The sequence below is a fragment of the Nocardia sp. PE-7 genome, from assembly GCF_030486425.1.
GTDB classification, from domain to species: domain Bacteria; phylum Actinomycetota; class Actinomycetes; order Mycobacteriales; family Mycobacteriaceae; genus Nocardia; species Nocardia salmonicida_A.
On record NZ_CP129614.1, the window covers coordinates 1,435,041 to 1,456,936 of the forward strand.

Below are 21,896 nucleotides of genomic sequence, written 5' to 3' on the forward strand. Positions count from 1 at the left end.
AGGGGGAGCGCTGTCTGGTTTCATAGAGTTACGGTAGTTATAGCGGTGGGGAAACGCCCGGTCCCATTCCGAACCCGGAAGCTAAGGCCACCTGCGCCGATGGTACTGCACTCGACAGGGTGTGGGAGAGTAGGACACTGCCGGAACATCATTGCGAAAGGCCCCCAACCATTGGTTGGGGGCCTTTTTGCGTTCAGGTAAGAAACCCATACCAGTGAGGTTGGCTGAAACTCACGTGGAGCCGCACTCAGAACGATCGGACCATCGTCAACTGGCGAACGCGAGCGCCCCGGTAGCGAAGACCAGGCACCGTCGGAGTCTCACCGTGCGGCGTAAAACCCATCCGTTCGAAGAACCGCACCGCCCTGACATTTTCGACCAACGTCTGCAGATGGCACCCCGGCACCTGTTCGGCCACCAGCCGGTCGAACCACAGGTCCATCATCCCCGCGGCGGCCCCGGTGCCCCGCGCTTCCGGCGCGACGTTGATGTGCAGATGCGCAGGCCACCGTGGATCATCGAACTCACCGGCTGTCGCCGTCCTCCGGATCGCAGCCCCCAGCACATCGACCGTACTGCGACCGAAGAACACCACAGCCTGCCTGGTCCGAAACGGTCGATACCGACGCAGCGCGTCGGCAATGCGTGTGTCCTCACTCGGAAACGCCACGGTACTCACGCACCCGGTGAGGTACCCGACGAGCTCCCCGCCCTCCTCGGCCACGAACAGAGACTCGGGCTCCGATTCCATGTAGGGATCGAGATACACCGCTGCTTCGGAGTCTGTGTGTCCCCACAATGACTCAGTAGGCGATCCCTGCCCCGCGCGCCCGAACAGCAGACGCAATTCCGCCCGATCACTGTCCTTGAATCCCCGAACCTGCATGCGGCCAAGCTACATCACGGTACGGCTCACGAGCGAGGGCACAGACGAGTCGTCGGCTCCGGTTCGGAGGCCTTTTCAACTTTGCTCGAATCCAGTTGTCGCACTGCAGTATCCGTCACTCGATGAGCGTCGCCTTCGGGCTCGTGCGGCATGTTGGTCACGACGCTCAGCAAACCTTTGGCGGCGGAGAGTCCCTTCGCACGGTGCACCGAACCGACCTTGACCGGTCCGACTTGCGAGCCGTCGTCGTTCTCCAGCGCGGTGGCGTCGAAGCCGGCCCTGCGCAGCACCCTCAGGTATCGACAGACCTCGTCCTTCCAGTAGGTGCCAGCACGTGCCAGCCGCGCACCTGCCAGGAACAGCCTCTGATCAGGTGTCAACTGTCGCTGCTCTCGGAATGACTGGGGTCATGTATCCGGCGCATTTCCAGCAGGGCGCCGCGTCGTGCAATGCTTTCCGGTTCGCTTCCGTACGAGGGGATTTCAACCATGCAGCGTTATCTGGCGCCTATCGCCGTCTCAGTCGTTCTGGTCGGTGTCACCGGGTGTGGGAGCGCAGATTCGCCGGCCACCACCTCGGCCGGTGCCGCGCCGACGCCGGGTCTCGGCACTTCCTTCGCGTTCACCGACGCGTCCAATGGCGCGAACGTCGGCGTCATTACATTCACCGAAGTGGCGCTCGCCCCCGCGGAGTGCGTGACCGAACTGCTTCCGGGCCGCGTCGCTTTGGGGGTTCGCGCCCAGGTCGAGAGCATCGGGACCAGCCGGATGTCGCAACCCGACCAGTGGCTGCTCACCACCGTGGACCGCGCCGGCATCACCCAGCGGACCGAGCACGCCATCCTCGCCGACGACTGCTTCGAGTCGTACTCGTACAGCGCGTCTCCCATGGCGGGAACCAAAGTCGAGGGCTGGTCCGTGGTGCAGGCATTACCTGAAATGGTGGCGCTGCAGTTCGTTCCGTTGGTCCAGGACGTCAGCGCTCCGATGGACGCGCCGCGTTTCGTCACCCCGGCACCGGCGAAGGTCACGATCGCCCTCGCGACCGCTCCGGCACCCGCCACCGTGACGACTCGGCCGCCGACCACCGCTCCACCGACTTCCACCGCCATCACTCCGGAGTTCGTGCCCGAAAGCACTACCGTTGCAGCGACTACCACCAGGTCCGCACCCAAGAAGGCGACTCCCGCAGTCGGAGTCCCCTGCACCCCGCCCGGTGACAACTACGCCACCGCCGCCGACGGCAGCACCCTCAAATGCACCAAGGCGGGCGGGCCGAGCGCGAAATGGGTGCAGTCAGCGCCGCTGCTCGGCACGCGCACCCCTGGTACTCCCTGTGAAGTGGGCTCGGTAGTAGCGACGTCGCCCGAGGGTGAGGAGATGTTCTGCCTCGGTCAAGGGCCGGACAGCAATGTGTGGACTGTTCTGAATTGACGCGTGACCCGAATGCTCGGGGCAACGATTTTGCTGGATTTCCGAGTCACGCTCGCTGCCATAGCGTTTCACCCGCACGGCTTTCGACCGTAGGAGTGATGGATGGTGGCAGGGGTGTTGGCTCAGCGGGAGCCCATCGTCGACGTCGAACTGGAAGTCGTGGAGCGGTGGCATCCGGCTATCCGAGTGCTCTTCCGGTTCGGGTTCGTCGTTCTCGGTGTCGGGATGGCCGGGGTGTGGCTGCTGCACGCGTTGCTGCGCACTTTCGGTGTGCCGCAGGAGACGGTGAGTGAGGTTGCCAAATGGACGGCGTTGCATCCGCTCACCGACTGGGTCGGCGCCCACATCTTCGACGTGCGTATCGATTACACGGTCACCGGCAGCGGCGACACTGCTGCGAAATGGGTCGCTGTCTTCACCCTGCTCCTGGTCGCCGTGCCGGTCACCGCCGCCTGGTCGGTCCTCGACCGACGCCGCCCGAACTACGCACGACTGTACGAGTGGTTCCGGCTGCTGCTGCGTATTTCCCTGGTCAGCGCTCTCTTGCTGTACGGGATGATCAAAGTGCTGCCGTCCCAGATGTCGTTCAACCTCGAGCGGCTGGTCGAACCGTTCGGCCATATGAGCCCGATGGCGGTGCTGTGGGCGCAGTCGTCGCTGTCGGAGCCGTATGAGAGGGCTTTGGGTGCGGCGGAAGTCGCCGCGGCGCTGCTGCTGATCCTGCCGGTGACCGCAGGGCTCGGGTCTGTGCTCGCCGTCATCGTGGCTCTTCAGGTGCTTCTGATGAATCTCACCTTCGATGTGCCGGTGAAGCTGTTTGCGCTTCAATTGTTCCTGTATGCAACGGTATTGGCCGCACCCGACATCGTTCGCATCGTTCGAGCCCTACTCGGCCGGGCAGTAGAAGCGCGACCGCAGGCATCTCTGCTTTCGACGCCACGCGGTGGTCGAATCCTTCTGGCAGCCCAGGTACTGATGGGGGTATGGCTGCTCGGCGCGACGACCGTCGAGGCATACGACGGCTGGTACACCTACGGCAACGCACGGCCCAAGTCGCCGCTCTACGGCATCTGGAACGTCACCGTGTACTCGGTTGGCGGCGAGGAAGTGCCAGCCTTGGTCGACTTCCGCGAATCGCCGCCCAACGGCGGAATGCCGAGCGCCACCGAACGATTTCGCCGCATCATCTTTGACATCCCCCAGGGCATAACCATGCAGCGGCTCGACGATTCACTTGTCTCGTTCCCTGCCCGGATCGACACCGACCAGCACACCATCACGCTGTCGAAAGACACGACACACCAATGGAAACTCGCGACATTCAGTTACGTTCAGCCACAACCGGATCGGCTGATCTTGGAAGGCTCGCTCGGCGGCCGACCGGTGCGAATGCAACTGGACCAGGTCGACCTCGCGCAGTACCCGGCTGTCTCACGAGGGTTCCAATGGGTGCAGGCCACACCCTATTTCCGGTAAGCATCGTGCTCCAACAGAATACGGATCATCCACCGGCGACCGAAGGAATGATCATCACCTCGGTGCCCGCACCGACAGCGGTGTCCTGGCCGTCGAGCAGACGGCATTCGTCACCATCGACATAGAAATTCACGTACCGCCGCAACGCCCCACGTTCGTCGCGGAGTCGACGTTCCAAGCCGGGCGATCGCTCACGCAGCGCATCGAGAACCTGTTTCAGGGTCGCGCCGTCGACGTCCAATTCCTTGGCGCCGTCAACGTAGGTGCGGAGCATCGAGGGCAGGCAGACCCGAGCCATCGTGCTAACCGATGACCGCGGCGCGCACGCACAACACATCTGGCAACTTGTCGGCCACGAGCTGCCAATGGTCGCCTTCGTCTGCGCTGCAATACACTTCGCCGTTGCGGGTGCCGAAATAGATGCCGGTCGGGTCGGCTTCGTCGGCACACATGGCATCGCGCATGACCGCGGCCCAGAACGGGACCTGCGGGAGCCCATCGTTCAGCTTCGACCATGTCTCACCTCCGTCCTCGCTGCGATACACCGCGCAGGTGGCATCGGGTGGGAAGCGGAAGCGCTCCATATCCGCAACTAGGGGGAAGGTGTAGATCACCCCCGGCTTACGCGGATGCGCGACGATCGGGAAGCCGAAATTGGACGGCGGCAACCCACCGTCGATCGACTGCCAGCTCACCCCTGCATCGGTACTCCTGAACACACCACCGTGGTTCTGCAGGTACATGGTGCTCGGCGATTCGGCATCGACGGCGACTTTGTGCACGCACTGCCCCCATTCCGGCAATTCGCCGGGCATAAAATCCGCTGTGACGCCTTTGTTCGTCGGCGTCCACGATTCGCCGCCGTCGGAAGTCTGATAGACCCCGCCGGTAGACATGGCCACCGCTATCCGCCGCGTATCGACCGGATGCGGCAGCACGGTGTGCAAAGCCAACCCGCCACCACCCGGCTCCCATTGCGGACGATGAGGATGCTCCCATAAGCCCCTGACCAGCTCGAACGTCCGGCCGCGATCAGTCGACCGGAACAACGCCGACGGTTCGACGCCCGCATAGACCACATCGGGCTCAGCATCTGTAGCCGGTGCGATCTGCCAAACACCCTGCAATGCCGCTTCGGTGTCCTCCGGGAAGCTCAGCGGAGCATCATCCGGCTCACTCCACGTCTCCCCGAGATCATCACTGACCACCAACGTCGGCCCGAAATGACTGTTCAACACCCCGGCGAGCACCCGCGGCGTCCCCTGCCGAGTATCAATCGCCAACGCCTTCACATCAGCCACCGGGAACTGCGGCGGCGACACCGTCCAACTGGCCCGCCCATCCTTGCTACGAGCCAGAAACAAGCCCTTACGTGTTCCGATTCCGAGCAGTACGTCCATCGCGAACCTCCGGTTGGTCACCCGCAACGCCGATATGCGTGACATTACGCCGCACCACCGACAGGACCTGCGGGTTCATCAAGTGATTCGCCACGGTGTCTGTGAACTCCTTCGGCGTCTGGGAGCATCTAGTAAGTGAAAGAACCTGGGCTGGAATGGGTTCGACACAGATCGGTAGGTGGGGGACATGTCCAATCTCGATGAGCGGATGAGACTGGCGGTCGAGTGGTTCGAGCGTTACCAATTCTCCGATGGCGCGGGTGGCGCGGGCTGGGGCTGGGTCCATGATGTGCCGCCGAATCCGCAGAACACCGCGGAGGTGGTGTGTGCGCTGACTGCGGCGGGGATTCCCGTTCCGCGGGCCGACGAAGTGCTCCACCTGGTGCGTAGGCAGAGGATTGTGCCGCCCACCGCGGGCGCGGGGGAGTTCACGGGGCCGATCGACATCGCGTGGCAGCTGCGGGCGATGCACTGTCTCGGGGTGGCCGAGGACGATTCCGACGTCCGCGAGTGCATCAGGACGTTGATCCAGGAGCAGGATGCCGAATCGGGCGGGTATCGAATGTCCGGATCTGTCGGTCCCGTGTCCCTGACCGCGACGACTGCCGCTATGCACGCACTGGCGCCATACGCGGCCGATGACATGGAAGTGGCTCGGGCGACGCTACGCGGCGTGACCTTTCTGGCGCTGACGATGCTGTCCGACGACGTCCGCGCCGAACCGCTGTATTCGGCGGCACACATCGCCACGGTGCTGGCCCGTCCCGAGTATGCGTCGGTGGGTGGCAGGCGGGCGAGGCGGGCATCCGAGCTGGCGATCGAACGGATGCTCGACGGGCTCGCCAGCGGTGCCAACTGCAACGGCGACGAACATTTCCTGCGTGGCGATGTCGCCCATATCTGGACCCACCTCGGGCTGCATGCGGCAGTCGGTGCCGTGCTGGTCGCCGATGGCACGCTGATCTTTCATCCGGCGGTCCGGGCGGCGTTGACCGCGTTGTTCGATTTGCAGGTGATGACTCAGCAACTGCCGAGTCGCGGCGGATTCCGGACATCGAGCGAGGGGTTCATCACCGCGTACTCGACGACCCTGGCCGTCGAGGCCATGGTGCACGCGCGAACCGCGGTCGCCGAAACCGTCAACCCCGGAAGGGTTTTCGACCTGATCTGTCAGGTCGACGGCGCGCACCACAGCGATGGCCGGGTGGTGACCGAATGGGGGTCACGCCGACTGGTGATGAACAGCCATGCGGGCTTCGCGATGTTCGTACTGGCATTGGCCGCGGGACTGACGATCGTGGGGCTCGGAGCCTTGTTGAAGGCGGGCCTGGCCGAGGAGGCCCCGCTCCCTGAGCGTGCTGCCGCGGGAGGCTTGATCGTGTGGGGCACCTTCGTACTCGCGTTCGGCACACTCGCCTGGCTGACCAGCCGATTCCCCAACTTCTCCCAGCGGGCTATTGCGGCGGGCGTCTTCGGCGGGTTCACTGCTGTGGTGCTGCCTATCGTGACCTACATTTTTTGACCGCAGTCCGGTCATCGCTCACACGATCGTCGCCGTGGATCATGCTCGCGGCGACCTTCGTGTGGGGCATGTCGAGTGCCGCGCTGGCGGCGCTCGAGGGTTCCCTCGCCTCCTCGGCGCTGGTCGCCGCCGGGGGCGGAGTGACCTTGCTCCTCGTCGCAGGCGCACGCCGCCAAGGTCCGATTCGAACATTGCTGGAGTCGCCCGGCCTCTATGTGCGATTGGGCGCGCTCGAGGCAGCCAACTTGCTGCTGTTCGTCGCAGCCTTGAAATGTGGACCGTTGCCCGTGGTGGTGGCGTTGCACCTGATCGCGCCGTTGCTGTTGCTCGCCGCCGAGATAGTCCGCGGGCGGCGCCGACCGACGGTGCTCGTCGGCGTCGAATTCGTGCTGGTCGGTGCCGCGGTGGCAGTGGCGGTACCGGGCAGCTCGGCTGAAATCGGAATGGACAGAGCACTGTTGGGCTGTGGTCTCGCGGTCGGTAGCGCGGTGTGTGTCGCACTGCTGGTCAGCCTCATCGCCCGGGAGTCGGCACAGCGACCGACGATCGCGTCGGCGGGATGGCAGTTGGTGGTGGCCAGTGTGCTCGGCGGCGGACTGATCCTGACCGATCCACCGGACGCTCGGACCGCCGGATCGCTCATCCTGGTCGGGGCGCTACTGCTCGGACCGGGCTTCTGCCTCTATTGGCTGGGCCTGCGGGGCCTGGATGCGACGACGGCGAGCATCATCGGGCTCAACGAAGCCGTTTTCGCGGCCGTGGTGAGTGCGATCTTCACAAACACGCCGATCACGGTGGGGGCGGTGATCGGCGGGGCACTGGTGCTCAGTGCTGTTGTGCTGGATGACAAGTCGAGGCGAGCTCCCGGGTCGCGGCTTTGACGAATTCAGCACAGGCCGCCTTGGACTTGTTGCCGCCGGCGTCGTCGACGCCGGTATTGACGTCCACACCATAGGGCTGCACGAGGTCGATTGCCCGACCGACGTTGTCCGGGGTGAGACCACCGGCCAACGCCACATCCTTGCGCCCGGCCATCGCCTCGACGATCTTCTTGCTGATGTTCCAGTCGTGAGTTTGCCCGGTTCCCCCGAGACGGCTGGGCGTGCGCGAGTCCAGAAGGATAACGTCACAATACTTGGCGACGTCCTCGACCGCGGAGAAAACGCCCTCGTCGGTGACATGAACCGCCCGCAGGATCTCGCGATTGCCCCTGTGCTCGTACACCTTTCGCAAGTTGGCTCGATTCACCAAGCCGTGCACCTGGATAGCCTCGACATCGACCGTCTGCGCAAGCTGCAAAATCGCGTCAGCGTCTTCGAGGTGGGTGACCAGCACACGCTTCACCGAGCGTGCGCCGACTCGGCTCGATACCTGTGCGGACAGGGCGGCGGCCTGCTCCGGTGTGAGCGCGTCCTCGCTGAAGTGCGTGATGCCAGAGATGAACCCCACGGCATCGGGCCGAGCACTCAACGCCGCAGCGAGGTCGAGTTCGGACCTGATACCACAGATCTTCACCTGGACGCGTTTTTCCATATGGTCAACCCTAGTATCAAGGTGCTTCATGGGTGGGGTACGGAGGGTCTGGTCACAGAAGATGCGGTCTCGCAGATACACAGCGGGGCGCAAATCTGTTGGCTGTTCTTCCTCGTCCCAGAGGTATGGACTATGGAACGGGCGCAGCGATTTTATCGACAGCTCCTCACTGCTCCGCTCGACATTGCTCTACCGATTTCACAGCGATGCATTCCATCCACTTGCGTTGAACCTCACCAGAAGTCGGTGCTTCACCACACTGTGTGCCGCACCGCCGATAACCCGGGACCGGAGAGCCATCGGGGTAGGTGCAGTTGGTTCCTTGCGCATCACACTGGTAGTCGCGACCGTGCGGGTCTTCGTTAGCGGTGGGCTGTGGGCAGCGTGGGTCCCCAACTACGTACGACTGATCACTGTATATCGCGGTGCCGTTCTCGCAATACAAGAAGGTCGGCTCTGATTGTTGGATCGTGGGTGAGGATGCGGGCGGTGCCGGTGAGGCGTGCGGGGTCAACTCAGCCGAAGGGGCCTGGGTGGTGGTTTCTGGGAGGTGGGTCGACGACGTCGACGCAGCGGGCCCCTCGGACAAAGACGCGGACGCCGTCGTACTCGGCGATACCGACCCGCTAGGTGCGGTCGGCGGCGGGTTGCCGTCGCAGCTTGCCAACGCCAGTGTGGCCGCAGCAATCAGTCCGACAGCGAACCGAACAGCAGTGGTCATCAGCACACCTTCCTGGAAGCGTTGGTCCTCGCAGGTCAGCGTACGTCTGTAGGTGGTATGTGCTTGCTCCTGCCGGCTTCCCGACCATCGCTCATTGAAGGGGAGACGCGATCGGCTGAGTCGCAGCCGATATTCCGCTTGATGTGCTTGGGACAATGAGTTCACCATCCACGCGAAAGGAACCCAAGGTGAGCTCTGCCGGTGTTGTGCCGCTGCTCGGACGTGTCGCTGCCGCTGTGTCGGAGGCGATCGCCCGAGTCCGTCCGGAAGCGGCGGATGCGGACCCGGTAGTGCGACGTTCCGATCGCGCCGACTGCCAATCCAATGCCGCGCTGCCGTTGGCGAAGCGGGTCGGTATCCCGCCGACGAAGCTCGGCGCTGAGCTCGTCACTCAGATCGATCTCGCCGATGGTGTGATCGCTGATGTACAAGTGTCAGGCCCAGGGTTCTTGAACATCACCCTGGCCGATGCAGCGGTCTGGCAATCCGTCGCAGCGCGCCTGGCCGATGACCGGCTCGGCGTCCCCACCACCGAAGCCGGGCAACGGGTCGTCATCGACTACTCGGCGCCGAACGTGGCGAAGGAAATGCACGTCGGGCACCTGCGGACCACCATCATCGGTGACAGTCTGGCTCGGGTTTTCGGGTTCCTCGGCGCCGATGTCGTCCGTGCGAACCACCTGGGCGACTGGGGTACACAGTTCGGCATGCTCATCCAATACATCGACGAGCACCCTGGATCCACTTGGCACGCAGTGGAACTCGATTACGAGACCAGCTCGGTGTCTGCGCTGGACAGCCTGTACAAGGCGGCCAGAAACAATTCGACTCGGATGAAGGCTTTGCCGACCGGGCCAGGACTCGCGTAGTTGCGCTGCAAGCCGGTGACCCTGACACGATGACCCATTGGCGGGAGATCGTCGCGGAGTCCGAGAAGGCGTTCGGCGCGATCTACGACCGGCTCGGTGTGCTGCTCACTCCGGACGACTACTTCGGTGAGCCGTTCTACAACGACAAGCTCGCTGATACCGTCACCGAACTGCTGGACAAGGGCGTCGCGGTCGAGAGTGACGGTGCGGTTGTCGTGCTGTCCGAACAGGTCAAAGGACCCGATGATCAGCCAGCGGTCCTGATGGTCCGCAAGAGCGATGGTGGCTACGGCTACGACAGCACCGACCTGACCACCATCCGGTACCGCATCACCTCACTGCACGCAGACCGGCTGCTGTACGTCACCGACTCGCGGCAGGCTCTGCATTTCCAGCTGGTCTTCGAAGCGGCACGGCGGACAGGCTGGCTCACCGAGGCCATCGAGGTCGCTCACGTCGCTTACGGCACCATCCTCGGGCCGGACGGCAAACCGTTTAAAACCCGTGCAGGCGGGACGGTTCGGTTGATGGACCTGCTCGACGAAGCTGTCGGGCGTGCGCGTGCGGTGGTCGCCGAGAAGAACTCGGACCTGTCGTCGGCCGAGCTCGAGGCGATTGCCGAGCAGGCGGGAATCGGTGCGGTGAAGTACGCGGATCTGTCGACATCCAGGGTCAAGGACTACACCTTCGACCCGGACCGCATGACCACGCTCAACGGCAATACCGGTGTCTACCTGCAGTATGCCCACGCCCGGGTCTGTTCGATCCTGCGCAGAGCCGATGCCGCAACCTCGGCGATCGTGGATATCGGCGGGCCGATGGAACCAGCGGAGCGGGAACTCGCTCTGTGCCTCGATGGCTACAGCACTGTCCTCGCCGAGGTGGCCGACACGTTGGAGCCACACCGGCTGGCGGGCTATCTCTACGAACTGGCCCGCGCCTACACCGGTTCTACGACTCATGCCCGGTCCTCGCGGCTGACGAACCGATACGTTCGAATCGAATCGCGTTGTGCCAGTTGACTGCCCGTACCCTGGAAATCGGATTGGGGCAGTTGGGAATCGCGGCACCGCAGCGGATGTGACCTGCCGGTCGGGTGAACTGGTCAGCGGCCGGCGTGGATCAGTAGCCGTTGCCCAACGCGTCCGTTGCTTGCGCTTGGGCTATTGCTGTTTCACCCTGGCGAGTCTCCATAGCGTGCACGGCTACCTATTAAAACGATCCGCCCCGCCTGGTAGAAGCCCCTCGCTGTGACCCGTTGGGGGCTAGGCATTTTGGAGATGGCTAGCGAAAAGGCAGGACGTCCAATGGGCAAAGGCAAGGGGCCCGGGCCAACGCTGACCGACCGCGCACCATCGCCTGACCCGTGGTCAGTCCGATTCCGCCCGGCGTAGCGATCTCCACCTCTGCGCAGTCACTGCGGTCATTCGGTAGTGCCAGGTTCGGAGAGTGCAGTGGTCTTGTTGTCGCCCGTCGGCTTCTCACCGCGGAATGCAGCGCGTACGTCAATGAGTCGCCGCCGTCCGGGAGGCTCCAGAAGGTCCAGCCGTTGGTCACGCTGCCCTTGACATGGCGACCCGCTCCGGAGGGTGACCCGAAGGATTGGCCCTCCACTTCCAGCGTGCCGATATCGCGAATGAGGGCCTCACACGATCGCCAGTTCCCCTGTCGCGGCGTCAGTGTCGTTCCTGGCGTAAGGAGTCCAGCCGCAACGAGGTCCTTCACCTCGACCCAGTCTTGGTTCTTGTCTCGGGGGTCGACCACCTGCCCGGTATGCCCTTGGGGCACCGGCCACACGGCGAGTAGCACGTCGATGATGCGTGCGGTCCGAGCCTCGATGGGCTTCCTTCGCCCACTGCTCGTCGCCGATACTGCTGAGTGTTGAGTAGCAGGGTGTCGTGTTATCGAATTGCGTCCCGCTTCAGATCCCAAGCGCCGTTGGACACCTTGGAGTTGAGCGAACCGGTGAGCAAGGTCAGGTTGCTGAGCCGGTGCACATGCGCTCCGCGTTCGATCTCGGCCTCGGGTCCGTCGACAACCCAGTTGTCCTTCCACTTCTGCGGCAGGATGTGCTCGATCGGGTAGCCGCGTCGCAGCACCTGTGGCTGGTTGGTCACCCGCCTGAACCGGTTCTCGATCGCTTCCATGAAGACCCGCAGACGTGCGACCTTGAAGCGTCTGTAGGCGGCTTCAGCAGCGAGCGCCGCACGAATCTCGTTGTCTCCGGGCCAATAAGTGCTGGAGACGTTCAGTCTGGACAGGTGCTTCGCAACTCGGTCGGCAAGTTTGGCGTCGGATGCATCGTTGCGGATGCGGATGAAGTCGGCGACCACGCGGCCCAAATCGGATGTTGTCAGGCGAAGGAACATGCGTCGGACAACCCAACTTTCGACTGTCGCAACGACACCGTCGATGTGTGTCGCCGGTAAGCGCACGTTCTGGGTCATGCAGCCAAACCAGAATCGGTTCGAGCAGTTCGACCTCGAAGGCCTACATGCGGTACACCGACATCCGCTAAGATCGATCATTGTCGTGACGTCCGATCGGCGGACCCATGGTGACTTCGGGGGTGACAACGTGCAGTTCGCAACGCTCGGGCGCTTCAACCGACCAACGCCGCTTTCTGCCGATGGTGCCTACCTTGAGGCTGACAACTGGGACGACTACGGGTGGAAGACGGCCTGGACGCTTTGGGTCGTCCGTGGAACCGATGTCCACGAGATCGGAAGCGTTAAGATAGGTGATACTTCCGGGATCCCTCGGCCTAAAGTGCCCGAGCGCTTTTCGGCGCTCCCTTATGAATTCTTCTCACTTGGACAGGGTGACGAATACTACGACAATCTTAACCAGTTGGGTGATCCTAGGATTAGGCACGAGATTCTGGCGGCATTGCGGGACGTTGCCCTCGATTTAGCGATACTTGACCGGGTGCAACAGCTTGAGGTTACGAAGATTTCGTTGTTACGCTCAGTAAGGCCTATTACTGTTCGTACGCAGCTTCACCGTATCGCGTTGGGTGGTGCGAAGCTGTCGCCGTACTCGTTCTCCTATAAGACTTCTGAACGAAATCGTGACGGCGATCAGGCAGTGCCGGCGGTCCTTCATTTCGAAATCGAGCCAACGATCGCCCCGAAATCCAACGTGCATGTGATTATCGGCCGAAATGGGGTCGGAAAGTCGCACATGCTCCACGATATTACGACTGCCTTAACCAAGCCTGGATCATCGGCTGGCACGCTGACGTTCCACCACACAGGTGACGACCGCCTTGTCAATCGGTTTACGAATGTAGTCTCGGTTGCGTTTAGTGCGTTTGACGCCTTCGAGCCGCCTCGTGGCCAACCTGTGGGAAAGGGGGCTGTCAGCTACACGTACATTGGGCTGAAGACAATAACGAAAAACGAGAAAACGCCCACTACACTAAAGAATCATGTTGTGTTGGCATCGCAATTCGGCACGAGTCTGAAAAAATGCGTCGATGGTGGTCGACTCGATCGATGGCAGCGATCACTCGAATTCCTCAAGAGTGACCCGTTGTTCGCTGATTCAGTGGACCGGCTACTTCAGCTCGCCGACGACGAAATCCGTGATGAGGCGCGCGAAGTTTTCGGCGAACTCAGCTCTGGGCACAAGATCGTGCTCCTCACACTGACCAAACTTGTGGAGACGGTCGAGGAGGCGACACTAGTTCTCCTCGACGAGCCGGAGTCGCACCTCCATCCGCCGCTGCTGTCGGCTTTTATGGGATCGCTAACAGAGTTACTTGAAAGTCGCAACGCAGCCGCGATTATTGTGACTCACTCGCCGGTGGTCGTACAAGAAGTCCCGAGCAATTGCGTATGGAAGATCAGCCTGATAGGCGGTTCGATTCAGGCAAAACGTCCAACGATCGAGACCTACGGTGAGAATGTTGGCACGCTGACCCAGGAAATATTCGGTCTCGAAGTGACAGCCTCGGGCTTTCATCGAACGCTCGCTGAGGTTGTCGGGGAGGTAACGGCAGAAGATGGTGGATTCGACCAAGTCCTTGAGCGATTGAACGGAAGGCTGGGAGCGGAAGCAAGGGCTCTTGTTCAATCAATGGTGTATTTTGCGGAGCGCTGAATATGCTACGAACCGTTCGTCCCACCGTCACTGTGCGCGACGTGTTTTCGGCGTGCTGTAGTACAATCGCCGATTCAAATCGGAAGATTCGCTTGTCACTAAATAGTGAAAACGTAGAAACGGCGAGCGCGGCATATGCCAGCGCTGGCTTGAGCGGTGGCCTCGATACATTGCTGGCTTCTGCGTTCGTGCCAGTTGGAATGGCAACTGCGGACGACTTCGAATGGCTTTATGAGGCTCGTCTGGTCAAGAGCCGACCTGGACGTAAGTACTACACGATGCTCCGTGACGCAAACAATGAGCGATGTGCTTTGTGTAATGTTCGGCCGGCAACAACGCTGGATCATCACTTGCCGAAATCGGTGTTCCCAGTTCTCGTAGTGACTCCGGACAACCTTATACCGGCTTGCGAAACGTGCAATCACACGAAGCTGGACACGAAAACTCCGACGCTAAATACATACTTTGATGACCTTGGCCCGGAACCCTGGCTCCGAGCTCGGATCATCGAAACTACTCCATATGTGCCTGAATACTATGTTGATCCCCAGCCTGCATGGGCGCCGGAGTTGACCGCTCGTGCCCAGGAACACTTCGATCTATTCGGCCTAAAGAAATTGTATGCTGCGCAAGCGAATCGGTATCTCGCGGGTATCAGGCTAATGCTGACAGATCTTCACCAGCAGGTAGGTAAAGGTGCCGTACAGGACCACTTCCGAGATTCGGCGCGGTCCTTCGCTGCCGCAGAACCGAACGGCTGGGAAACTGCAGTATGTCTAGCCGCTGCGTCGTCTGACTGGTTCTGTGATAAAGGCTTCAGCTATTGATCGCTCTGGGCTGTACCGTCAGTCGGGGCTTCGCGCCCGAGTTCATACCACCCTAATCGGCGTGAGCTTGCGGCTGACGTGGGCAATCTGCAGGCCGCAACGCTCGGCGACAGCCTTCTGGAAAGACTCAGCCTCAAACGATTGCGGGTGGCCGGTGCGCGTTGTGACTATTATCAGCGGTGCTTCAGTTGATTTTACTGCCTCGCCAAGGGCGGCCCAGACCAGGTCCTTGAAGGTATGGGGCGCGCCCCAGCAGACGTAGCGCCTGCGTGGTCCGAAATCCGCCATGCAGTGCATGGGCTTTTCAGCCACGGACTTCGGTACTAGGTTCCATGAGGGCCCGAGGCCGAGCTTTATGAGCGTCTCATGTGGTGGAAATCGCTTTGTGGCGCAGCGAGCATATGTGCCGATTCCTTCCAACGCTCTCACATATTCCTTCATTGGCCCATCCTTGATCCAGACGCGGATATCACCATGGGGAAGGCATGAGGAGAGTACGCCACCGATCTTCGCGTCTTCGACCCACTGCCCGTAATACGCGGAACGCTCGCGATCGGTAAGTAGCTCCCAGTCGATGTCCTCGGCCCGCTGATACAGCTCGGTAGCCACTTGGAACTTGATGAGACTCGGCACTTTCGGGGGCATGATCACCGCTGACTAATCGTGGTCGAGTCCGGGAACTGGAGCCGGACCTCGTCGTAGGCTGTTTCGAGACTCGCGGCGTCTTTGATCCATTCTTCCATGAGGGACGCCACTCGTTGATCAGTGAACTGGACTCGGGATGGAGTAATGCCCTGGAGTTCCTCGGGGTCACCGCAGTCAGCAAGCGCACGCTTGATATTCAGCGCCGCCGCCACCCGTCGGAGGTCGCTAACGAAGTCGAGTACGGTAACGCGCTCCTTGCCCTCACGAAGGCGCAGGCCGCGGCCCAGTTGCTGGATAAAGATGCGGCGACTGTGTGTCACCCGGACGAAACACAGGATATTGACATCGGGTACGTCGACACCCTCGTTGAGAATATCAACCGAGGTCAAGATGGGAACCTCGCCGGAGCGGAACGCCATCAGACGGGATTGGCGTTCGAACTTGGGCAAGCCTGCGTGGATGGCAAGGGCGCCTGGCCAATTCGGGGTACGACGCAGAAGATCGGCGAGGCGTTCGGCGTGGTCGACGGTTCGGCAGAAGACCAGTGCACGGGGGTTGGGTGTTTTACCCCAAACGGCGGCCAGCTCGTCGCGGACTGCCTCGTCGCGTTGGGGGAGGAACAGTCTGGCATTGAGCTCACCCAGGCTGTACCCATGGCGGCTGGCTGAACGAACCATATCCCAGTCCACATTGTCAACGAATAGTCGATAGTCGACCTGAGCGAGATAGCCTCGCCGCATGCCTTCCTCGATGCCGACCTTCATCACTGGTTCGCCGAATCTGTGCGTGATGTCGTACTCGTCGCCGCGCCATGGAGTCGCGGTGAGGCCGATTTGCCGTGCTTCGGAAAGTGAATCGAGGAGCTCACCATACTGTCCGTCTGCCCCGACGTGATGTGCCTCGTCGACTACAACGAGCGCGGGACGATATCCTCGCCGGACCATATATAGGGCGCTACCGAGGGTGGCGAAGGTAACGCCGGAGAGATCGTCCGGGCGTTCGTCGCCGGTGACTAGGCGGGTTTTCACGGTCTTTGGTAAGTGCCGCCACATAGCGCGTTCGAGCTGGTCGACGAGATCCTTGGTGTGGGCGACAACTAGCACCATGTCGCCTGGACTCTGACGCAAGTGCTTGTCGATGACCTCTGCTCCGACGATGGTTTTGCCCAGACCGGTGGCGAGGATTACCAAAGCTCGGCTGGTCGTATCTAATTCGCGGACTGCCTTGTCGATGGCAATTCGCTGATAGTTTCGCAAGCTAACCGCTCCGAACCGCTCCGGAACCTTTGCCCAAGCGTTCCGGAGGGTATCGCCTGGCCATTCGTGGATACGGGGACCGATCAGCGACAGTCTGTCGAGACGACGTTTAGCGTCGGGGCTGAGCGTTGTGTTCGTGACTATCGCCGCCTTATCTCGTCGGTAGTGCTCGCGGGCCCGGGCGACCTCGTCGACGCCAGCTGCGGAGATAGCACCTTGCTTCCGCCACTTACATTGCAGAACCCAGTCCTGACCATCGGTTGTAGCGAGGATATCGCCACCATGATCGCCGGAGCCATCGATATTGGTGACAGCGCCGAAGCCCATGTGCCACAACAATCTCTCGATCTGGCGAGGGAACTGATTGGGACCCAATTCACGCAGAAAACTGGCTACGAGGAATCCGTCAGACATATCGGGGGCCTCATTCGCTGTCGGCGATATCGCGTTCGACCAACAGACAACTGAGTCGGATGCGCGCCAATTCGTCGATATCGAGTTTCGGCTGGTGCTCAGCCATCACTGCGAGGTCGCTGACCAGGCCGGTCAGGCGCGTAAGTACCAGGGCGCGCGACTCTAGGTCGGACAGGTTGGAGTAGGGTCGATGGAACACTTTTCCATCGAGAAACGCCTCGGCGCGCAGCTCCAGTAGTCGGACCACCGCACTGGGCGGCAAGAACGTGACGAAATCCCCGGACTCGATCGAAGACTCCCAGCCGCCATTACCGCCCTCGACGACGAAACGCTGTTGGGCTCGAACCTTCTCGGATTCCTGAAGCATGTCCCAATAGCTGGTCGGCGCCCCACCCTTGATTTCCCGCTGCATCGCGTCCTTGACGCGGTCGAGCAGACGGCTGGCGCGTGCAGTCAATGCTTGCGCTGTTACCTTCTGGTCGGTGGCTCGGCTCTTCAGATCAGCGAGGACGGTCGATAGGGTTTTGGATTCCGCCGCTCGCGCGACTCGGATCCATTCGGCCAATTCCACCATCGCCATGTCGCGGAAATCAACGCCGTACTCGGTGAACAGGGAATGTGTGATGTCGACGAAGACTTCGACGTGGGGTGCTTTGCGAAGATGCGCGAACGCTGGTACTGGTGTTTCCTTCTGGTCGGCGAGAGCGACGCCCTTCACCGCCCATATTGTCAACGAAACCGAGCCGTGCCCCTTGACCTCGTATTCGCCAGACATGTCCACCACTTGCTCTCCAGCTGCCCGGTAGCTCTCCAAACGCTCGTCGAGTGTCTGGGAGCGGTTGTCGTCGGTCGTGGGGGCTGGATTGGGCGAAGTACTAGCGGGGGTTGTAGCAGCTGGGTCATGACTGAGCCCCATAGTCTCGAACGGGTCGGCACCGGCGGCCGGGGGATCGACTGTAACTGGATGGTCGTGGCGGTATGCGGAGTCGTACCAAGTGTCGTCGGTTTGGTAGTCGGGGTCGCCCTTGCGGAATCTGTCCGCCCACTCGATAGCCTTGTCGAAAAGAGCTTTTCCGTCGGCACCTGGGACCAGGTAGTTCAGGCCGGGGTCGTCCCGCCGGAATCCGGTGTACAGCCGACCGAGGTAGCTGTTATTTGTCCGGTTGTAGAGCTGCATTGCCTTCCGCTCTTTGAGCGGAACTGTGCCACGTACCACACGTACCAGTTTGATCCACTCGGGGCTTTCCTCTATGAAGCGTGTCTTGGTGTAATACACCGGGACGTGGTCGCAATGAATCTCCCCAACGATTCGGCCTTTGCTGCCACGAATGCTATCGATGGGGTATTCGAGATCGGGACCTTCAATGCCATCAGGGTCCTCCCAGAAGAAGAGCTTCTTGTCTCGGGTGAGAATCTTCCGGCCATTACGCAGAAAGTCGAGGCCGTAGTCGTTCGCGTGGTGATACCGCTGAATACCGATCCAGCCCCAGATCCGCCGTTGACGTTCCTGAATCTTCGTGCTTTCGCAGTCGTCACATTTGTCTACTCCGCGCGGACTCCACCATCCGCAGTTGAAGCAGGCCATAGCAGGGAGCAGGTGCTCGTCGATCGGGATAACGGCGGGAATGGTGACGCCCCTACGGGTTACCTCGCGGTTGGACCCCCAGACACATGGCAGTCTCGGCTGGGTCTTCCTGCCGTTCACCGTGATCAGGAATCCACGCTCGCGGAGCAGGTAGGAATAGACGTCGCCCAACTGCTCTCGCAGCTTATCGGCGCGTCGTACCAGATCTTGCCACTGGTCGGTCTTCAGATTCTTGATTATGATCTGCGTGCCGTGCTCATCGGGCGACGCTTTGGGCTCTTGACGGGTCGGCACGTCATAGCTGCCGCCCCTGACCAAGGCATCCAGGTCCAGGTCCAGCACAGTCCAAGAGGGATCGCCTGCCCGCGTCGTCCGGATGGTCGTGAGACGGCCGAGGCGAGCCGTTGCGATGTTGAAGCCCATCCCATAGAGACCCAGCGCGCCGTAACGGGCGTTGCCTGACCAGCCCGCTCGCACGGCGTTGGTGAGGGTGCTCAGGTCCATGCCTCGGCCGTTGTCAGTGACCCATACCTCGGCAGTACGGTGATTACCATCTTTGCCGGGGAGATTGATGTTGACGGTTGGTCGCTCGTTATCCTCGGGCGGATTCGACAGGAAGTCGTCGAACGCGTTGTCGACGAGTTCTGACAGGCATTGCAACGGGCTGAACTCGATGTCCCCTAGGACGGTCAGAATCCGTGGGTGCGGCTCGATGTTGACGAACTGCTCTGTCACAGGTCTCCCCTTCTGCATGCCCTGGCATGGCTTGCCGCCATAGGTTAGCGCGCGCCGGTAACCAGCCGTGCGGGGATCCGGCGCGCACACGCGACACGGTGAAGACCCAAGGCTAGTCTGAATGACCTTGCGCGGCACATTGATCGCCGGTCGAACCGCAGCAGGGGGATGGCTGCAGTACGCCGTGGTCTGACAGAATCGAACGCCGATCGCCGGGCCGCGAAACTGACGACCGGCTCCCCGCTCGGCTACCGGTGAGATGACCGTCGATGCCTGCGAACCGCAGCCTGGATCCGTTCAGCTGCCGAGTCCGGACGATCGTGCTCCCACACGCGAATCACCGTCCAACCGGCTTCGTGAAGCTTGGCAGACGTATCCCTGTCCCGGTCCCGATTGGCGTCGATCTTTCGGCGCCAGAAGTCCGAGTTCTTGACCGCTGGGCGATGATGTGATGGACAACCATGCCAGAAGCAGCCGTCGACGAAGATGGCTACGCGATCGGTGGCGAAGACGATGTCAGCTGTACGGCGAAGTCCCGCTAGCGGTCTGACATCAACCCGATAGCGAAGACCTCGGCGATAGAGTTCCTTCCGCAGCGCCATTTCCGGTCCAGTGTCGCGTCTGCGGTTCGCGCGCATCACCGCGCGCACGGCGGGAGATGACGCGCTCGATTCGGAAGGTAGCGGTTCGTCACCAGCTAGCCGCTGGGCGTGAGCTTCTCGCCACGCCTGCGCCAAATTCTCTTTGCGGGAGTCGCGAGTGACCTCGCAGATGTAGCGTTCCACGGACTTGCCATCACACGACCACCGCAGATACGCGCGGATCCGGCGAGTACGTCGAAAGACCCGGAGCGAGACCGACGCTCGCGCCACGCGCCCGTCGCCGAGATCGACGCTTCGACGGTGACGGCCGCCCGCGGCACGGTCCTGCTCGATCGCCGGGGCCACCGCCCCCTGGCGCCGTTTGTACGCCCGCGCTGACGGTAGGTGCTGGTTCCAGCCGTGTTCGTCAGTCCGCTCACGCATCGTTTCAGTGGGTCGCGACGAGCGTGTCGCTGGCGTCGGCCTCTGTCGCCTCGGCGGCGGTAAGGGCGTCGGCGACAGCCGAGGCGAAGAACTGACCGAGCACGACCGGGACGGCGTTGCCGAGCTGCCGCATCTGCTCACCACGAGGTCCGGAGCCGAGCCATTCGTCGGGGAAGGTCATCACGCGGGCGGTCTCACGCACGGTCATGTAGCGGTGTCGGTAGGTCCAGCCGTCGGGGGATTCAGGGTCGCGGTCGCGTTCATCGAGGAGCATGACCGATTCGCCACCGGGCACGCCGTGGACTCCGGCCTTGACCGTCTTCGCGGGGCGGTCGAGCTCGTTCGGGGTGTGGCCCTTGTAGATTCGCGCGCCAGGCCATCCGATGTGATGCTGGACGCCGATCTTGTCGCCGAAGTCGAACTTCTCGTCGAGTCGCTTCAGGTCGACCGCAGGCAGCTTCGGCAGCGTGGCGTCGGTGCCGCATCCGGCGATGGCGTCGCGCAACGTACGCCAGGGGAGGCAGTCGTCCTCTTTCACGACCCGAGGTATGCGTTCCTCGACTCGGGCCCGCACATGCGCCGGAACGTCGGGGTGCCGTCGCCAGTAGTCGCCGTTCCTGATCGAGCGGAACAGCGCCGCCTCGGAGTATCGGGGTGTCTTGACGAGCTTCTCGAACGCCTCGACATCGACGCCGAGGTCCGCCCGGAACGCGACGATGACGACGCGGTTGCGTATCTGCGGGACTCCGTAGTCGGCGGCGTTGACGGGAACCACGACGACCTTGTAGTGCTCGGCGTCAATGTCGTTGTCAGGGAGGGTGGCGAGGATCCGCCGCAGCTGGGCGTCGTGGTCCTGCCAACGCGTCGAGTCAACGCGCTGCTGGTGGGGGAGCCGGAGCTCGTTGACGATGTACTGGAAGTAGTCCGCGAACGAGGGCCGGAGGAGACCACGGACGTTCTCGCAGATGACAGCCTTCGGGCGTACCTGGCGTATCGCCTCGAACATCGCCGGGAACATGTTGCGCTTGTCCTCGTCGCCCTTGGCGACACCACCGGCGCTGAACGGTTGGCAGGGCGGCCCACCGGCGAGGACGTCAACCTCCCCCCGGAAAGCGCTGAGATCAAGGTCCTGGACGTCGGCCGGGTAGAGAGGCGCGGGTTGCCCTACTGCCGGTGGCTTCGGTCGAACATCCTCGATCTCGACCAAGCCGTCGGTGCCCAGGGTCTTGCGAGCGCTGGCGACCAGGGTTTGGCAGGCGCGCTTGTTGAACTCATTGAACAGCAAGGGCCGGAAGCCTGCCTGATGAACGGCCATCGCGAGTCCGCCACCACCGGCGAACAACTCGACGCTGGTCCGTGTCCTGGTCACGTTTCCCGGCTGGTCATCCATGGGCGAACCATACCGCGGGGGGCTGACAGGAACGGTTCCGGACGTGGTGAGTCCGATTGACAGAAGTCGAGTCCA

18 protein-coding genes, 1 rRNA gene and 1 pseudogene are annotated in these 21,896 nt (G+C 62.0%); 8 read left to right on the plus strand and 12 right to left on the minus strand.

The genetic code is table 11. The features are described from left to right. Positions 1–29 precede the first annotated feature (29 nt). Positions 30–146: ribosomal RNA gene (gene rrf / locus QX204_RS06745) — 5S ribosomal RNA — on the plus strand. Positions 147–247: 101 nt separating this feature from the next. Here rrf and QX204_RS06750 read toward each other — a convergent pair. Continuing rightward, a complete protein-coding gene (locus tag QX204_RS06750) occupies positions 248–886 on the minus strand; it encodes a GNAT family N-acetyltransferase (protein WP_301905708.1) in 639 nt (212 codons plus the stop codon). Positions 887–912: 26 nt separating this feature from the next. After that, positions 913–1,266, minus strand: a complete 354-nt coding sequence (locus tag QX204_RS06755; protein WP_301905709.1) for a hypothetical protein — start codon at positions 1,264–1,266, stop codon at positions 913–915. Between the two features lie 108 nt (positions 1,267–1,374). On the opposite strand from QX204_RS06755, the gene QX204_RS06760 reads away from it, so the two are divergent. Continuing rightward, positions 1,375–2,319: a hypothetical protein gene (locus tag QX204_RS06760; RefSeq protein ID WP_301905710.1), complete on the plus strand. Its 945-nt coding sequence runs from the start codon at positions 1,375–1,377 to the stop codon at positions 2,317–2,319. A 225-nt stretch (positions 2,320–2,544) separates the two neighbouring features. Next, positions 2,545–3,795: a DoxX family protein gene (locus tag QX204_RS06765; protein WP_301905711.1), complete on the plus strand. Its 1,251-nt coding sequence runs from the start codon at positions 2,545–2,547 to the stop codon at positions 3,793–3,795. Between the two features lie 25 nt (positions 3,796–3,820). On the opposite strand, the gene QX204_RS06770 is transcribed toward QX204_RS06765, so the two are convergent. Together QX204_RS06770 and QX204_RS06775 are read right to left on the minus strand one after the other, a co-directional pair. After that, entirely contained in the window at positions 3,821–4,093 is a 273-nt protein-coding gene (locus tag QX204_RS06770) for a MoaD/ThiS family protein (RefSeq protein WP_062991930.1), read from the minus strand. A gap of 4 nt (positions 4,094–4,097) precedes the next feature. Next, a complete protein-coding gene (locus tag QX204_RS06775) occupies positions 4,098–5,195 on the minus strand; it encodes a WD40/YVTN/BNR-like repeat-containing protein (RefSeq protein WP_301905712.1) in 1,098 nt (365 codons plus the stop codon). A gap of 187 nt (positions 5,196–5,382) precedes the next feature. Between QX204_RS06775 and QX204_RS06780 the strand changes: the two genes are divergently transcribed. Further along, entirely contained in the window at positions 5,383–6,717 is a 1,335-nt protein-coding gene (locus tag QX204_RS06780; RefSeq protein ID WP_301905713.1) for a hypothetical protein, read from the plus strand. A 41-nt stretch (positions 6,718–6,758) separates the two neighbouring features. Beyond that, entirely contained in the window at positions 6,759–7,598 is an 840-nt protein-coding gene (locus QX204_RS06785; protein ID WP_301905714.1) for an EamA family transporter, read from the plus strand. Here the strand turns inward: QX204_RS06785 and QX204_RS06790 are convergent. Beyond that, positions 7,543–8,250, minus strand: coding sequence for a phosphoribosylanthranilate isomerase (locus QX204_RS06790; RefSeq protein ID WP_301905715.1), 708 nt, complete (start codon positions 8,248–8,250; stop codon positions 7,543–7,545). The genes QX204_RS06785 and QX204_RS06790 overlap by 56 nt on opposite strands. Before the next feature lie 909 nt (positions 8,251–9,159). On the opposite strand from QX204_RS06790, the gene argS (QX204_RS06795) reads away from it, so the two are divergent. Beyond that, positions 9,160–9,840, plus strand: coding sequence for an arginine--tRNA ligase domain-containing protein (argS, locus tag QX204_RS06795; protein ID WP_301905716.1), 681 nt, complete (start codon positions 9,160–9,162; stop codon positions 9,838–9,840). A 5-nt stretch (positions 9,841–9,845) separates the two neighbouring features. Then, positions 9,846–10,924: pseudogene (gene argS, locus QX204_RS06800) on the plus strand (arginine--tRNA ligase). A 200-nt stretch (positions 10,925–11,124) separates the two neighbouring features. Here the strand turns inward: argS (QX204_RS06800) and QX204_RS34395 are convergent. Together QX204_RS34395 and QX204_RS06805 are read right to left on the minus strand one after the other, a co-directional pair. Then, entirely contained in the window at positions 11,125–11,649 is a 525-nt protein-coding gene (locus QX204_RS34395; RefSeq protein WP_367620161.1) for a restriction system modified-DNA reader domain-containing protein, read from the minus strand. A 92-nt stretch (positions 11,650–11,741) separates the two neighbouring features. Next, positions 11,742–12,287: an HNH endonuclease family protein gene (locus QX204_RS06805; protein WP_301905717.1), complete on the minus strand. Its 546-nt coding sequence runs from the start codon at positions 12,285–12,287 to the stop codon at positions 11,742–11,744. 130 nt (positions 12,288–12,417) lie between these two features. Between QX204_RS06805 and QX204_RS06810 the strand changes: the two genes are divergently transcribed. Then, the gene (locus QX204_RS06810) at positions 12,418–13,944 is read left to right on the plus strand and encodes an AAA family ATPase (RefSeq protein ID WP_301905718.1); all 1,527 of its coding nucleotides are present in this window, start codon (positions 12,418–12,420) and stop codon (positions 13,942–13,944) included. Positions 13,945–14,813: 869 nt separating this feature from the next. On the opposite strand, the gene QX204_RS06815 is transcribed toward QX204_RS06810, so the two are convergent. The 5 genes from QX204_RS06815 to QX204_RS06835 all read right to left on the minus strand — a co-directional run bounded on the left by QX204_RS06815 (position 14,814) and on the right by QX204_RS06835 (position 21,821). Then, positions 14,814–15,380: a hypothetical protein gene (locus tag QX204_RS06815; RefSeq protein WP_301905719.1), complete on the minus strand. Its 567-nt coding sequence runs from the start codon at positions 15,378–15,380 to the stop codon at positions 14,814–14,816. Positions 15,381–15,418: 38 nt separating this feature from the next. Further along, positions 15,419–17,086, minus strand: a complete 1,668-nt coding sequence (locus QX204_RS06820) for a DEAD/DEAH box helicase family protein (protein WP_301905720.1) — start codon at positions 17,084–17,086, stop codon at positions 15,419–15,421. A gap of 10 nt (positions 17,087–17,096) precedes the next feature. Beyond that, the gene (locus QX204_RS06825) at positions 17,097–19,406 is read right to left on the minus strand and encodes an ATP-binding protein (protein ID WP_301905721.1); all 2,310 of its coding nucleotides are present in this window, start codon (positions 19,404–19,406) and stop codon (positions 17,097–17,099) included. Positions 19,407–19,654: 248 nt separating this feature from the next. Continuing rightward, positions 19,655–20,431, minus strand: coding sequence for a very short patch repair endonuclease (locus QX204_RS34400; RefSeq protein WP_367620162.1), 777 nt, complete (start codon positions 20,429–20,431; stop codon positions 19,655–19,657). A gap of 4 nt (positions 20,432–20,435) precedes the next feature. Then, a complete protein-coding gene (locus QX204_RS06835; RefSeq protein ID WP_301905722.1) occupies positions 20,436–21,821 on the minus strand; it encodes a DNA cytosine methyltransferase in 1,386 nt (461 codons plus the stop codon). Between the last annotated feature and the right edge of the window lie 75 nt (positions 21,822–21,896).

Coding starts and splice junctions, on each gene's coding strand:
- QX204_RS06750 (WP_301905708.1), bottom strand. CDS start 886: ATGCAGGTTCGGGGATTCAAGGACAGTGATCGGGCGGAATTGCGTCTG.
- QX204_RS06760 (WP_301905710.1), top strand. CDS start 1,375: ATGCAGCGTTATCTGGCGCCTATCGCCGTCTCAGTCGTTCTGGTCGGT.
- QX204_RS06765 (WP_301905711.1), top strand. CDS start 2,545: ATGGCCGGGGTGTGGCTGCTGCACGCGTTGCTGCGCACTTTCGGTGTG.
- QX204_RS06770 (WP_062991930.1), bottom strand. CDS start 4,093: ATGGCTCGGGTCTGCCTGCCCTCGATGCTCCGCACCTACGTTGACGGC.
- QX204_RS06775 (WP_301905712.1), bottom strand. CDS start 5,195: ATGGACGTACTGCTCGGAATCGGAACACGTAAGGGCTTGTTTCTGGCT.
- QX204_RS06780 (WP_301905713.1), top strand. CDS start 5,383: ATGTCCAATCTCGATGAGCGGATGAGACTGGCGGTCGAGTGGTTCGAG.
- QX204_RS06785 (WP_301905714.1), top strand. CDS start 6,759: ATGCTCGCGGCGACCTTCGTGTGGGGCATGTCGAGTGCCGCGCTGGCG.
- QX204_RS06790 (WP_301905715.1), bottom strand. CDS start 8,250: ATGGAAAAACGCGTCCAGGTGAAGATCTGTGGTATCAGGTCCGAACTC.
- QX204_RS06805 (WP_301905717.1), bottom strand. CDS start 12,287: ATGACCCAGAACGTGCGCTTACCGGCGACACACATCGACGGTGTCGTT.
- QX204_RS06820 (WP_301905720.1), bottom strand. CDS start 17,086: ATGTCTGACGGATTCCTCGTAGCCAGTTTTCTGCGTGAATTGGGTCCC.
- QX204_RS34400 (WP_367620162.1), bottom strand. CDS start 20,431: ATGCGTGAGCGGACTGACGAACACGGCTGGAACCAGCACCTACCGTCA.
- QX204_RS06835 (WP_301905722.1), bottom strand. CDS start 21,821: ATGGATGACCAGCCGGGAAACGTGACCAGGACACGGACCAGCGTCGAG.